The organism is Tsukamurella sp. M9C, assembly GCF_020169415.1.
Taxonomy (GTDB): domain Bacteria; phylum Actinomycetota; class Actinomycetes; order Mycobacteriales; family Mycobacteriaceae; genus Tsukamurella.
Window position 1 is genome coordinate 19,762 of record NZ_JAIULG010000058.1, and the last position, 12,897, is coordinate 32,658.

Annotated in this window: 14 protein-coding genes; 13 read left to right on the forward strand and 1 reads right to left on the reverse strand. The window is 72.0% G+C overall.

What is annotated here, in order from left to right; all coding sequences use genetic code 11:
* The first annotated feature begins 130 nt into the window (after window positions 1-130).
* Window positions 131-1,390, forward strand: coding sequence for an aromatic acid/H+ symport family MFS transporter (locus LB823_RS20820; RefSeq protein WP_224651007.1), 1,260 nt, complete (start codon window positions 131-133; stop codon window positions 1,388-1,390).
* Window positions 1,391-1,411: 21 nt separating this feature from the next.
* Here the strand turns inward: LB823_RS20820 and LB823_RS20825 are convergent, their stop codons facing one another.
* A complete protein-coding gene (locus tag LB823_RS20825) occupies window positions 1,412-2,116 on the reverse strand; it encodes an HNH endonuclease family protein (protein WP_224651042.1) in 705 nt (234 codons plus the stop codon).
* 83 nt (window positions 2,117-2,199) lie between these two features.
* Between LB823_RS20825 and LB823_RS20830 the strand changes: the two genes are divergently transcribed.
* The 12 genes from LB823_RS20830 to LB823_RS20885 form a co-directional block, all read left to right on the forward strand.
* Window positions 2,200-3,474, forward strand: a complete 1,275-nt coding sequence (locus LB823_RS20830) for a glutamate-5-semialdehyde dehydrogenase (RefSeq protein ID WP_224651010.1) — start codon at window positions 2,200-2,202, stop codon at window positions 3,472-3,474.
* A gap of 46 nt (window positions 3,475-3,520) precedes the next feature.
* Window positions 3,521-3,970 (forward strand): SRPBCC family protein, encoded by a 450-nt coding sequence (locus LB823_RS20835; protein ID WP_224651013.1) that lies wholly within the window; start codon window positions 3,521-3,523, stop codon window positions 3,968-3,970.
* A 56-nt stretch (window positions 3,971-4,026) separates the two neighbouring features.
* Window positions 4,027-4,479 (forward strand): SRPBCC family protein, encoded by a 453-nt coding sequence (locus LB823_RS20840; RefSeq protein WP_224651016.1) that lies wholly within the window; start codon window positions 4,027-4,029, stop codon window positions 4,477-4,479.
* A gap of 8 nt (window positions 4,480-4,487) precedes the next feature.
* Entirely contained in the window at window positions 4,488-5,378 is an 891-nt protein-coding gene (locus LB823_RS20845) for a MoxR family ATPase (protein WP_224651045.1), read from the forward strand.
* The gene (locus LB823_RS20850; RefSeq protein WP_224651020.1) at window positions 5,379-6,863 is read left to right on the forward strand and encodes a VWA domain-containing protein; all 1,485 of its coding nucleotides are present in this window, start codon (window positions 5,379-5,381) and stop codon (window positions 6,861-6,863) included. It abuts the gene before it with no gap.
* A 31-nt stretch (window positions 6,864-6,894) separates the two neighbouring features.
* Window positions 6,895-7,542 carry a nicotinate-nucleotide adenylyltransferase gene (gene nadD, locus LB823_RS20855; RefSeq protein ID WP_224651024.1) on the forward strand — a complete coding sequence of 216 codons (648 nt, stop codon included), beginning with the start codon at window positions 6,895-6,897 and terminating at the stop codon, window positions 7,540-7,542.
* On the forward strand, window positions 7,539-7,952 hold the full coding sequence (gene rsfS, locus LB823_RS20860; protein WP_224651027.1) for a ribosome silencing factor: 414 nt from the start codon (window positions 7,539-7,541) through the stop codon (window positions 7,950-7,952). Before nadD ends, rsfS begins: the two co-directional genes overlap by 4 nt.
* Window positions 7,952-8,641 (forward strand): histidine phosphatase family protein, encoded by a 690-nt coding sequence (locus tag LB823_RS20865; protein WP_224651031.1) that lies wholly within the window; start codon window positions 7,952-7,954, stop codon window positions 8,639-8,641. Before rsfS ends, LB823_RS20865 begins: the two co-directional genes overlap by 1 nt.
* Window positions 8,638-9,363 (forward strand): diglucosylglycerate octanoyltransferase, encoded by a 726-nt coding sequence (gene octT, locus LB823_RS20870; RefSeq protein ID WP_224651034.1) that lies wholly within the window; start codon window positions 8,638-8,640, stop codon window positions 9,361-9,363. The genes LB823_RS20865 and octT overlap by 4 nt, the downstream gene beginning before the upstream one ends.
* On the forward strand, window positions 9,360-10,214 hold the full coding sequence (locus LB823_RS20875) for a DegV family protein (protein WP_224651036.1): 855 nt from the start codon (window positions 9,360-9,362) through the stop codon (window positions 10,212-10,214). Before octT ends, LB823_RS20875 begins: the two co-directional genes overlap by 4 nt.
* 125 nt (window positions 10,215-10,339) lie before the next feature.
* The gene (locus LB823_RS23925) at window positions 10,340-11,293 is read left to right on the forward strand and encodes a ComEA family DNA-binding protein (protein WP_304941297.1); all 954 of its coding nucleotides are present in this window, start codon (window positions 10,340-10,342) and stop codon (window positions 11,291-11,293) included.
* A 1-nt stretch (window position 11,294) separates the two neighbouring features.
* A partial coding sequence (locus tag LB823_RS20885; protein ID WP_224651039.1) for a ComEC/Rec2 family competence protein occupies window positions 11,295-12,897 on the forward strand: 1,603 nt, incomplete at its 3' end.

Sequence of the window (12,897 nt, forward strand, 5' to 3'; positions counted from 1 at the left end):
CGGCTTGTTGTGACGTACATGGCGATAATTCAACGTTGATGTTGACAGTGGTCTGGATCACTGTGATGCTCTGACGTGTATGTCGGAGGTTCGACGTGCATGCCAGACGCATCCTGTCTCGAGGAGACCCATGTCCAGTTCGCTTCCCGCCGATGGTCGCCGCCGATACGCGGTCGTCGCTGTCTGTTTCGCCGCGATCGTGTTCGACGGCTACGACCTGATCGTGTACGGATCGACCATCCCCGCGCTGTTGGCGTACGAGCCCTGGGGCCTCAGCCGCGCGGAGGCGGGTGCCATCGGGAGTTACGCGCTGATGGGCATGTTCTTCGGCGCGATCCTCGCCGGCACCCTGACCGATCGGTTCGGGAGGCGGAAGCTATTCATAGGATGCCTGGTCTGGTACTCGGCGGCGATGATCGCGGTGGCGCTGGCTCCGACGCCGCTGCTCCTTGGGGTGTTCCGGTTCATCGCGGGGCTCGGCTTCGGAGGCGTGGCACCGGTCGCGATCGCGCTCGTCGTCGAGGTGGCGCGGCCGCGGGAGAAGAACCTACTCAACGCGTTGATGCTCGCGGGCCTGCCGGTGGGCGGGATCATCGCCGCCTTGTGCGCGCTGTGGTTCGGGGAGGTGCTCGGGTTTCGCGGACTGTGGGCGATCGGCGCCTCGGCACTGGTGCTCGTCGTGCCGGTGGCCTGGAAGGTGGTCCCGGAGACCACTCCTGCGACTGCCAACTCGGGGCCCGCGGGCGATGGATCGGGGGGAGAGCCCGGCGTGCTGCGGCGGCTCACGTCCGGGCCTGCGGTCGTTGCGCTGATCCTGTTCGCGGTCGCCAACTTCGCGGGTTTCCTGTTGGTGTTCGGGCTCAACACGTGGTTGCCCGAGATGATGCGCAAGGCGGGTTACAGCCTCGGCTCCGCCCTGACCTTCCAGGTGCTGCTCAACGTCGGGGCGGTCGTCGGCGGCGTCATCGGGGCCGTGCTGGCGGACCGGTACGGGAACCGGATCGTGGGCGCCGGGTACTTCGTCGTGGCCGCGTGTGCGATCGGCGGGATGGCGATGACGCCGAGCACCGCCGTGATGTACCTCGTCGTGCTGTTCGTGGGTGCCGGCTCGATCGGCACGCAGATCGTGCTCTTCGGCTATGTCGCCACCTACTACCCCGCGGAGGTGCGCGCTTCCGCGCTCGGGATCAGCACCGGGATCGGCCGGCTCGGCGCGGTGACGGGGCCGCTGGTGGGCGGTGTGCTGCTCACTGCCGGCGTCTCGTTCGCGGGGATCGCGGTCATGTTCGGAGCGGTCGCCGCCGCGGGCGGCGCGGCGTGCCTCCTGGTTCCCCGTCGCGCCGAGGAGGTCGGTGCGCAGGTTGTCCCCGCGCGCGCCGTCGGTGCGTAGGCAGGCGATCTGCCGTACGCGTCAGGAGCAGGTCTTCATGGACTGATCGACGACGGCGGCGGAGGAGCGGTCGACGGACAGGCCGTACTCGCGGGCGACGAACGAGAACTGGCGGGCGTACTGGCAGTGGAAGCGCTCGTTCGAGGGCATCCACCGACCCGGGGGAGAGTCGCTCTTGTTCTCGTTCGCCGGCCCGTCGACGGCCACGAGGTTGCGCGGATCGTTCGCGAAGGCGGCGCGCTTCGCGTCGTCCCACGACCACGCGCCCATGTCCCAGGCATAGGCCAGCGCGACCACATGGTCGATCTGCACCTTGGCGGAGGTCTTCGCGCCGCGCTCGAAACGGATGGTCGCGCCGCCGTACGGATCGGTCAGCACGCCCGTCGCGACGGCGCGGGGGCAGGCGGAAGTGCGGACATAGGTCTTGTCCTTCAGGTCGCGGTCCAGCACGTCGTTGCGGGTGTCGCAGCCGTTGTGTCCGAGCGGCGCCGACTGGTCGTCGGTCCACGCCTTCCCGAAGGCCGCGCGGCGGTAGGGCTGCGGGGCTCGCTCGCGCGCGGCGACGATCCGGACCCCGGCGAGCGGCGCACCGTCGGGCATGGTGGCGGTGGGCGCGGCCGAACCGGTGGTGGGCTCGGCCCCGGACCGGTCCCGGTAGGCCCCGATCGCGACGAAGACGGCGGTCGCCGTGACCAGGACGAGCGCGAGCCACGACCGCCGGGACAGGCTGCGGGCGGTTCTCCGGCGGGACACGTCGGCAACCTAACACCGCGGACCGACAAGTCCGGCCCGCCACGTATTCTCGGACCATGAGCACGCCCACCGCCCAGGACGCCAAACTGCAGGCCGCGACCACCGCGGTCGAGGAGGCGGCCCGCGCCGCCCGCGCCGCCTCGAAGCACCTGATCACGCTGACCACCGAGCAGAAGAACGCCGCGCTGCACGCCGCCGCCGACGCGCTGCTGGCGAAAAAGGACCGGATCCTCGCGGCCAACGCCGAGGACGTCGAGCGGGCCCGCGCCGCCGGCACCGAGGAGGCGCTCATCGACCGGCTCGCGCTCAACGAGGCCCGGGTCGACGGCATCGCCTCCGGCCTGCGGCAGGTCGCCGGCCTGCCGGACCCCGTCGGGAACGTCCTCCGCGGATCGACCCTGCCCAACGGCCTCGAGCTGCGCCAGGTCGCCGTGCCGCTCGGCGTGGTCGGGATCGTCTACGAGGCCCGGCCGAACGTCACCGTCGACGCCTTCGGGCTCACCCTCAAGTCGGGCAACGCCGTGCTGCTGCGCGGCTCCAGCTCGGCGGCCTCGTCGAACGCCGCCCTCGTGGCCGTGCTGCGCGAGTCCCTGGAGGCGAGCGGCATCACGCCCGACGCGGTCGCGCTCCTCTCCGCCGACTCGCGCGCCAGCGTCACCGCGCTGATCCGCGCCCGCGGCCTCGTCGACGTGGTCATCCCGCGCGGCGGCGCCGGGCTCATCGCGGCCGTCGTGCGCGACGCGACCGTGCCCACGATCGAGACCGGTACGGGTAACTGCCACATCTACGTCCACCCCGCGGCCGACCTCGACATGGCCGAGGAGATCGTGCTCAACGCCAAGACCCGCCGGCCCAGCGTGTGCAACACGGTCGAGACCGTGCTCGTGGACCGCGCGCTCGCCGACACCTTCCTGCCCCGCCTGCTCGGCACCTTCCAGGCCGAGGGCGTGATCGTGCACGGCGACGAGACCGGCATGGTTCCCGCTACCGAGACCGACTGGGCCGACGAGTACCTCAGCCTCGACGTCGCGGTGAAGATCGTCGACGGGCTGGATCAGGCGATCGAACACATCGACCGCTACGGCACCGGCCACACCGAGGCCATCGTCACCGGCGACCTCGCCGCCGCCCGCGCCTTCACCACCCGCGTCGACGCGGCCGCGGTGATGGTCAACGCCTCCACCGCCTTCACCGACGGCGAGCAGTTCGGGTTCGGCGCCGAGATCGGCATCTCGACGCAGAAACTGCACGCCCGCGGCCCGATGGGACTGCCCGAGCTCACCTCGACCAAGTGGATCGCGTGGGGCGACGGACACGTCCGTCCCCGGTAATCCCGACCCCGCTCACACCCGGCGCGCGGCCCGGTAGGTTGTCGCCATGGCAATCAACGAGTCCCTCGAATTCGACATCGACGCCCCCGTCAAGCTGGTCCTCGACACGCTCGCCGACGTCGACGCCCTGCCGGACTGGTCGTCGGCGCACAGCAACGTCAAGGTCGTCGAGCGCGACGCGAACGGCCGCCCCAGCGTGGTCGACGCCTCCGTCGGGCTGCTGATGTTCAGCGACAACCTGACGTTCGACTACGTCTTCACCGACGTGAGCTGCAAGTGGGACACCCGCAACGAGGGCACCGCCGTGCGCAGCCAGGGCGGCATCTACGAGCTCTCGCCCAAGGGCGACGACCAGACGCACGTCAAGGTCACGATGTACCTCGACCCCAAGGTCAAGGCGCCCGGCTTCGTGGTCAAGAAGGGCATCAAGCTCGCCATGGACATCATCAAGAACGGCCTCACCAAAGAGGTCATGAAGCGCAAGGCCGCGGCCTGACGGTCCGCCGCCGGGCTCCGTTCGGCGGGGCCCGGCGGCACCGCTAGATTGTTGCGATGGCAATCAACGAGAAGGTCGAGTTCGAGATCGACGCCCCCGCGGCGCTCGCCTACGCGACGCTGCTGGACGTCGAATCGCTCCCCGCGTGGTCGTCCTCGCACAAGAGCGTGACCGTCGCCGAGCGCGATGCGGCGGGCAATCCCCGCGTCGTCGAGGTCGAGGCCGGCATGGTCGGCATCAGCGACACCATGCGCTTCCGCTACGAGTTCACCCCCGAGACCAGGGTCGCCTGGCAGTCCGAGGGCGAGGGCGTGGCCGTGCGCTCCCAGGGCGGGTACTACCAGCTCACGCCCGTCGGCGACGACAAGGTGCACGTGCTCTGCGACATGAACATCGACCTCAAGATCAAGCTGCCCGGCTTCGTCGTGCGCAAGGGTGTGAAGATGAGTGCAGAGATCGCGTCGAAGGGCTTCTCGAAGGAGGTCCTCAAACGGAAGGCTGCACGCTGAGCACCGACATCACGACCCCCGCGCCCACCGCGTTGTTCACCAGCGTCGACGACGTCGCCGCGGCACTGCGCGAGACCGGCTACATCCCGTCGGTCGCCACCGCAACGGCCGTCTTCCTCGCCGACAAGCTGGGCAAGCCGCTCCTCGTGGAGGGCCCCGCCGGCGTCGGCAAGACCGAGCTGGCCCGCGCCTGCTCGCAGGCCCGCGCCGCCCGCTTCGTTCGCCTGCAGTGCTACGAGGGCATCGACGAGGCCCGCGCCCTGTACGAGTGGAACCACGCCAAGCAGATCCTGCGCATCCAGTCCTCCGGCACCGACGGCGACTGGGACGACACCAAGCAGGACGTCTTCTCCGAGGAGTTCCTCCTGCCGCGGCCCCTCCTGCAGGCCGTGCGGGAGGGCGGACCGTCGGTCCTGCTGATCGACGAGGCCGACAAGGCCGACCTCGAGTTCGAGGGACTGCTGCTCGAGGTGCTCTCCGATTACGCGGTGACGGTGCCCGAGCTGGGCACGATCACGGCCGTCCGCAAGCCGTTGGTCTTCCTCACCTCGAACGCCACCCGCGAGCTGTCGGAGGCGCTCAAGCGTCGCTGCCTCTACCTGCACATCGACTTCCCCGACGCCGAGCTGGAACTGTCGATCATCCGCAGCCGCGTCCCCGACCTGCCGACCGAGGTCGCGCAGCAGCTGCTCCGCGTCATCTCCACGCTGCGCGGCCTCGACCTGAAGAAGAAGCCGTCGGTCTCGGAGACGCTGGACTGGTGCCGCACCCTCCTCGCGCTCGGCATCACCGGTAGCGCCAGCGGCTCCATCGACAAGGCGGCGCTCCGCTCGACGCTCGGCGTGGTGCTCAAGCACCAGGTCGACATCGAGACCGCCGCCGCGGCTCTGGGACTGTAAATGACCGCCCCCGTCGGAACCCCGCTCGATCAGCACCTGCACGCCTTCGTGCGGACGCTCCGCGAGCGCGGCATGGCGATCGGCCCGGGCGAGGCGATCACCGCCGCCGAGGTGCTGACGGTGCTCGACCTCACCGACCGCGGCCAGCTCCGCGAGGGCCTGGCCGCGGTGCTGCTGCGCGAGCAGATGCACCGCAAGACCTTCGACGTGATCTTCGACCTGTACTTCCCGGTGCGCGGCGGCTTCGGAGCCCTGTCCGACGGTGCCGCGGGCGCGTCCGGCACGGGCGGGCAGGGCTGCTCCGGCGTGCCGGGGGAGCCCGACCCGCTGAAGATGCCCGCCGCCGACACCCCGCCCGATCCCGACGCGGTGCGCGAGGCGCTGCGCCAGGAGGCCATCGCCGCGCTCGTCGCCGGCGGCGACCACGACGGCATCGCCAGCCAGATCGTCGAGCAGCTCGGCGAGTACAACTCCGCGACCGGCACCGCCTTCTCGTCGTACCAGGCGCTCAAGGCGCTCAACCCGCAGACGCTCATCGCCGCCATCGCCAACGGCCTGCTCGCTGCGGCCGGCGAGGACGGCGCCGCGCCCGGCAGCTTCGAGTACGAGTCCGCCCGGCGCGTCGCGCGTTCGCGCGTCGCCGGGCTCACCGAGCGGGTCACCGAGCTCACGTCCGTCGCCATGGCCGCCCGACGGGGCCCCGAGGCCGTCGCGCAGTACGCGGCGCCGCAGCTGCCGGAGAACGTCGCCTTCTTCGCCGCCACCCGGACCGAGCTGCACCGCATGGAGCAGACCGTCCGGCCCCTGGCCCGGCAGCTCTCCACCCGCCTACTGGTGCGCCGGCGCCGCGCCCGCCGCGGCCCCATCGACCTGCGGCGCACGCTGCGCAAGTCGATGTCGACCGGCGGCGTGCCGATCGATCTGGCGCACCGTCGACCCCGGCCCACCAAGCCCGAGCTCGTGCTCCTGTGCGACCTCTCCGGCTCGGTCGCGGGATTCTCCAACTTCACGCTGCTGCTCACGCACGCGCTCAGCGCCGAGTTCTCCAAGATCCGGGTGTTCGGCTTCGTCGACTCCGTGGACGAGATCACCGACTACATCGACCCGTCGCGCACGCTCACCGTCGACACCGTGGTCGACATGTTCGACCGCGTGATCCGGGAGACCAACGTCGCGCGGTTCGGCGGCTCGGACTACGGCAACATGCTGCGCACCTTCGTCCGCGACTTCCCCGACGCCGTGACCCACCGCGGCACGCTGCTCATCCTCGGCGACGCCCGGTCCAACCACACCGATCCCGCGCTCGCGGAACTCGACGAGCTCGTCGAGAAGGCCCGGCACGCGTTCTGGCTCAACCCCGAGCGGAAGGCCGCGTGGGGGAGCGGCGACTCGGTCGCCGACAAGTACGGGCGGCTGATCGACATGTACGAGTGCCGCACCGCGGGGCAGCTGGCCGAGGTCATCGGGCGCCTGCTGCCCGTCTGACCCGGCGGCGGCATGCATAGGATGGTCCGTTATGCGTGAGTCCAGCACCGCCGGGCGCCGCCGCGTCGGCGTCATGGGTGGGACCTTCGACCCGATCCACCACGGCCACCTCGTGGCCGCCAGCGAGGTGGCGGACCGGTTCGATCTCGACGAGGTGATCTTCGTCCCCACCGGCCGGCCGTGGCAGAAGAGCGAGGTCACGCCCGCCGAGGACCGGTACCTGATGACGGTGATCGCGACCGCCTCGAACCCGCGCTTCTCCGTCAGCCGGGTCGACATCGACCGCGGCGGCGACACCTACACCGTGGACACGCTGCGCGATCTGCACCGGCAGAATCCCGATACCGACCTGTTCTTCATCACGGGCGCCGACGCCCTCGCGTCGATCCTCAGTTGGCAGGACTGGGAGGAGCTGTTCGGCCTCGCGACCTTCGTCGGGGTGTCGCGGCCCGGCTATCAGCTGGCCGCGGATCACCTGTCGGACGTGCCGAAGGATAGATTGTTCCTCGTGGAGGTGCCCGCGCTGGCCATCTCGTCGACCGAATGTCGCGCGCGTGCCGACGCCGGACGGCCCGTCTGGTACCTCGTGCCCGACGGCGTGGTGCAGTACATCGCCAAGCGCGCTCTGTACCAGAGCCGCCCGGCACCGGACAAGACCGTGAACCCAGGAGGATCATGACCGCATCCGATCAGGCCCGTACCCTCGCCGCCATCGCGGCGCGTGCGGCCGACGACAAGCTCGCCACGAACGTCGTGGTGCTCGACGTCTCGGAGCAGCTCGTGCTGACCGAGGCCTTCGTCATCGCGTCGGCGGGCAACGAGCGGCAGGTGAACGCCATCGTCGAGGAGGTCGAGGACCAGCTCCGCGAGGCCGGCGTCAAGCCCACCCGGCGCGAGGGCGCCCGCGAGGGCCGTTGGGCCCTGCTGGACTTCCTCGACATCGTCGTGCACGTCTTCCACGAGGAGGAGCGCGAGTACTACGCCCTCGAGAAGCTGTGGAAGGACTGCCCGCGCATCGAGGTGGAGGGTCTGGGCGAGCACACCACGGAGGGCTCGGACGGCACCGACGGGGACCGCGAGGGCGCCTGATGCATGTGGAGGACGGGCTCGACTCGTCGGTCGAGCGCCTGACCCCGACGGTGCGCAGACTCATCCTGCTCCGGCACGGCCAGACCGCGTCGAACGCCGAGGGCCGCATGCAGGGCCAGCTCGATACCGACCTCACCGACCTGGGGCGGCGGCAGGCCGCAGCGGCCGCCGACGCGCTGGGCGATCGCGATCCCATCGCCATCCTCAGCTCCGACCTGCGCCGCGCCCGCGACACCGCGGACGCGCTCGCGGCGGTCACCGGTGGCACCGTCGAGACCGACGTGCGGCTCCGGGAGACCATGCTGGGCGATTGGCAGGGGATGACCCACCACGAGGTCGACGCGTACATGCCCGGCGCACGGCGACGGTGGCGCGACGCCCCCGAGTGGGCGCCGCCCGGCGGCGAGGCGCGGGTGGACGTGGCCGCGCGGTCGTATCCGCTGGTGACGGAGCTCACCGAGCGGCTCGCCGAGTGGGGCTCGAGCGAGCGGCCCGTGATCCTGGTCGCGCACGGCGGACTGATCGCCGCCCTGACCGCCCGGCTGCTGGACCTGCCCGTCGACCACTGGCCGGTCCTCGGCGGCCTCGGCAACTGCAGCTGGGTGCAGCTCTCCGCGCACGGAGACGCGACGCGCTGGCGGCTCGACGTGTGGAACGCCTCGTCGGACGTGGCGCCCGAGGTCCAGTGAGCGATTCTCCGACCGGCACGCTCCTGGTGCTCAGCGACTCCCTGGGCTTCTACGGGCCCGAGGGCGCGCTGCCGACCTCCGACCCGCGGATCTGGCCCAACCTCGTGGCCGCCGAGCTCGGGCTGCGCTGTGAGCTCTTCGCCCGCGTCGGCTGGACCACCCGCGACGGCTGGTGGTGCGTGACGCAGGACCCCCGCGTCTGGGCGGCCGTCCCCAGCGTCGAGGCCGCTGTGCTGGCCCTCGGCGGCATGGACTCGCTGCCCTCGCCGCTGCCCACCGCGGTGCGCGAGCAGATCCGCTACCTGCGGCCCGCCTCGCTGCGCGCCCGCGCCCGCGACGGCTACGCGACGATCCAGAAGGTCTTCTCGCCGGTCGGCTGGCCGATGGCGCTCCCGCCGAAGGTCACCGTCGACTACCTCGGCAAGACCTACGACTCGATCCATTCCCTGCGCCCCGACGCCCCCGTCGCGGTGCTCGAACCACCGACGCACCGCGCGCTCGCCTACTCCTTCGCGCACCCGGGGTGGGCGCGGACGCGACGGGCGATCCGCGGCTGGTCCGACGATGCCGGCGTGCCCGCCGTCCCCCTGCGTGACCTGTGCGAGTGGTCGTTCGACCTGGGGATCAATAACATCGACGGGATCCACTGGTCGTTCGAGATGCACGAGCAGGTGACGCAGCGGGTGCTGCGCGCCCTGCGCGGTGAAGGAGGTGCGCGATGACCGTCGTCGTGGTGACCGACGCATCGGCCGCGATCGCGCCCGAGCGGGCCGCCGAGATGGGCATCCGCATCCTGCCCCTGCACGTGCTGTCGGGCGAGAGTGAGTACATCGACTACGGCACCGGCTACCAGGCGGAGCGTTTCGTCAAGGAGGGCGTGACGACGTCCGGCCCGTCCGTCGGCGAGGTCCGCGAGGTGCTCGCCGCCGCGGTCGCGGAGGCCGAGGGCGACGGGGTCGTCGTCATCACGATGAGCTCGCACCTGAGCTCCACCTACTCCACGTCGGTGGCGCAGGCGGGGCTCATGGACGCCGGGATCACGGTGATCGACTCGCGCAGCATCGACATGGCCATGGGCTTCGGCGTGCTGGAGGCGGCTCGTCTGGCCCGCGCCGGGGCGTCCGCCGACGAGGTCGCCGAGGCCGCGCGCCAGGTGCTCGACGGTGCCGAGGGCTTCTTCTGCGTCGCCACGCTCGACCACCTGAGAGCCGGCGGGCGCGTGAGCGCGCTGGCGAAGCTGCTCGGCGGCGCGCTGCAGATCGTGCCCGTGCTGCGGCTGCAGGACGGCCGGATCGTCTCCGAGCGCAAGACCCGCACCGTGTCCCGGGCGCGCGACCAGCTGGCGGCGCTCGCCTCCCAGCACCTCGGGAAACGGCCCGCGCGGGTCGCGGTGCACCACGTCGAGGCGCCCGACGCCGCGGAGCACGTGGCCGCGCTGGTCAAGGAGGAGTTCCCACAGCTCCAGGAGCTGGTGATCGGCCGGTTCGGCGGCACCATCGCCGCTCACCTCGGGCCCGGCGCGGTGGGTGTCGCGGTCGCCCCGGCGCTGGTCGACGAGGCGGATTCGGCCTAGCACACTCCTCCGACCGATTCGGTGCGGCAGGGCCCTTCCTCCACAGGTTCGGGGTTATCCACAGGCGCTCTGTTTCTCGGTTCTCTGCGGGCTTTCCGACGATGCCCGCGACCTAGGTTCGTCGCATGAACGGCGAACGAGAAGCGACGACCGGGACCGGCGTCGCGGAAGAGCAGATCTTCGCGCGGCCGGCGTGGCTGGAGGAGTTCGCGACGGATCGGCGTGATCGTCCGGATCCGCGCGGCGGAGAGTGGGACGGCCTCGGGCCCGACGGCGGGGTCGCTCCGTCGCGCAGGGTGCGCATGGAGGACGACGACTTCTGGGATGAGCAGGAACCCACCGGGTGGCGCTCCACCGTCGAGAGGGTGCGCACGACGCCCCGGGCCGCGGTGGCCCTCGTCGTGGTGGGGGTGATCGCCGCCGTCGTAGCGGCAGTAGCGGTGCTCGGACCGTCGCGCGAGGGCGGGGCAGGCGAGTACCCGGTGGTGGACTTCGCGGGGTCGTCGACGTCGGTGGAGCCGTCTGCGTCGGCGGGCGCGCCGTCGGCTGCGGCTGGCGCCGCGCCGAGTATTGCGCGGGGCGCGGCGCCGACGGAGCTGGTGGTGGCGGTCGTGGGGCTGGTCCGCGCACCGGGGCTGCATCGCCTGCGGCCCGGCGCGCGGGTGGCCGACGCGCTGACCGCCGCCCGCGGAGCGCTCGGCGGCGCCGACACCGCGAGCCTGAACCTGGCCCAGCCGCTGCGCGACGGCGACCAGGTGGTCGTCGGCGTGGTCGATCCCAAGGCCGGCGTGACGCTGCGCAGCTCCGTGCGCTCGGGATCCGCGGTGGCCGCAGTGCCGTCGGGTACGCCAGGAGGGGCGGCGAGCGGCACCGGGGCCGCCGCGGCAGGTGCGGTGAACATCAACACCGCGAACGCCACCGAGCTCGACCGGCTGCCTGGAGTGGGCGCGGCGACGGCGGCGGCGATCATCGCCTACCGCGACAAGAACGGCCCGTTCCGCACCGTCGACGACCTCGGGAAGGTCAGCGGGATCGGCGACGCGAAGCTCGCCAAGATCAAGCCGATGGCCACGGTGTGACGTGCGTGAGCGGCTGGACCTGCGCCTGCTCCCGGCGGCGATCGTCTGCTGGGCGGCGGCCGCGGTCGCCCTGATCTCGGCCGCGGCGGCGTGGTGGACGACGGCGGGCCTGGCGGTGGCGGCGGCGGGAGCGGTGGGGCTCCGACGGCGGGATCCGAGGCCCGTGGTTCAAATGGTCTGTGTCGCGGTAGCCGCGGCGGTCGGCCTGGGCGCGGGCGTGGCCGCCTCGGTGGCCGTGCGGGTGCACGACCGCGAGCGCGCGGCGATCGCGGATTTCGACGGCGCCGGAGCGGTCGAGGTCGTGCTCGAGATCGACGAGTGGCCGCGGCAGCGCTCCGGTGATCCCGGCGGGCACCTCGACGCGTCACGGGTCCTGGTGCCGGCGACGGCTCTGGCGGTCCGCACCGATGCCACGACGCCGGTCCGCGGGGGAGTGCTGCTGCTCGGTGCGACGCACGACCTCGGCGCGCTGGTCCCCGACGAGCGCGTCGCGATCCGCGCGACAGTGCTGCGAAGCACGCGGCCGGGCCTGGTGGCGGCGGTCCTCGTCGGTTCGGGGGATCCGACGGTGCTCGGGCGCGCGCCGCCGTACTTCCGCGCCGCCGCCGCGGTCCGTCGCGCGCTCGCGGCGGTGGCCGCCGAGGCGCTGCCTGTGGACGCCGCCGGGCTCCTGCCGGCACTCGTGCTGGGCGACGAGTCCGCCACGCTGCCGACGGTGCGCGGCGACTTCCAGGACTCCGGCCTCACCCACCTGACGGCCGTCAGCGGCGCCAACTTCGCGATCATCGCGCTGTGCGTCCTCGGCCTGTGCGCGGCGGCGGGCCTGCCGGTCGTGGCGCGGGCAGCGGTCACGACGGTGGCGATCATCGCCTTCGTCGGGCTGGTGGGACCCACCGGATCCGTGGTGCGGGCCGCAGTGATGGGACTGGTCGGAGTGGCTGCGCTGGCGCTGCGCCGCGGACGACAGCCGCTCGTAGCCCTGTTCGCGGCGGTCATCGTGCTCATGCTGGTGCGGCCGGCGCTGGCCCGCGACATCGGCTTCGCTCTCTCGGTGGCGGCGACCGCCGGGCTGGTGCTGTGGTCGCCCGTCGTGCGCGACCGACTCGTGACCGCGCGGGTGCCGGACACACTCGCCGGGCTGCTCGCCGTGACGCTCGTGGCGCAGGTGGTCACGCTGCCGCTCGTCGTGGCCTTCTCGGGGCGCGTGCCACTGGGCGGGGTGGTCGCGAATCTGCTGGCGGGTCCGGTGATCCCGATCATCACCGTGGTCGGAACACTCGCGGCCGTGGCCGCGCCGATCGCGGCGCCCGTGGCCGCGCTAGCGGTGCGGGCGACGGGACCGGAGCTGTGGTGGGTGATCGCGGTCGCGCGATGGTGCGCGCGGATCGGCGTCGTCGAGGTGCCGGGCGGCGCGTTCACGGGTGTCGTGCTCGTCGTGGCGTGCGTCGTCGTCGGTGGGGTCTGGAAGTATGGGAGTCGTGGTGGACAGCGCGCGCGTACACGTGGTGGTGGGGACCGAGGGCCTCCTGGTGGAGCGGGCGGTCTCGGCGATCGTCGAGTCGGCGCGCGCGGCGGCGGGCGACGGCGGGATGGGCCTCCCGGGC

Coding starts and splice junctions, on each gene's coding strand:
- LB823_RS20835 (WP_224651013.1), top strand. CDS start 3,521: ATGGCAATCAACGAGTCCCTCGAATTCGACATCGACGCCCCCGTCAAG.
- rsfS (WP_224651027.1), top strand. CDS start 7,539: ATGACCGCATCCGATCAGGCCCGTACCCTCGCCGCCATCGCGGCGCGT.
- LB823_RS20840 (WP_224651016.1), top strand. CDS start 4,027: ATGGCAATCAACGAGAAGGTCGAGTTCGAGATCGACGCCCCCGCGGCG.
- LB823_RS20830 (WP_224651010.1), top strand. CDS start 2,200: ATGAGCACGCCCACCGCCCAGGACGCCAAACTGCAGGCCGCGACCACC.
- LB823_RS20865 (WP_224651031.1), top strand. CDS start 7,952: ATGCATGTGGAGGACGGGCTCGACTCGTCGGTCGAGCGCCTGACCCCG.
- LB823_RS20850 (WP_224651020.1), top strand. CDS start 5,379: ATGACCGCCCCCGTCGGAACCCCGCTCGATCAGCACCTGCACGCCTTC.
- LB823_RS20820 (WP_224651007.1), top strand. CDS start 131: ATGTCCAGTTCGCTTCCCGCCGATGGTCGCCGCCGATACGCGGTCGTC.
- LB823_RS20875 (WP_224651036.1), top strand. CDS start 9,360: ATGACCGTCGTCGTGGTGACCGACGCATCGGCCGCGATCGCGCCCGAG.
- nadD (WP_224651024.1), top strand. CDS start 6,895: ATGCGTGAGTCCAGCACCGCCGGGCGCCGCCGCGTCGGCGTCATGGGT.
- LB823_RS23925 (WP_304941297.1), top strand. CDS start 10,340: ATGAACGGCGAACGAGAAGCGACGACCGGGACCGGCGTCGCGGAAGAG.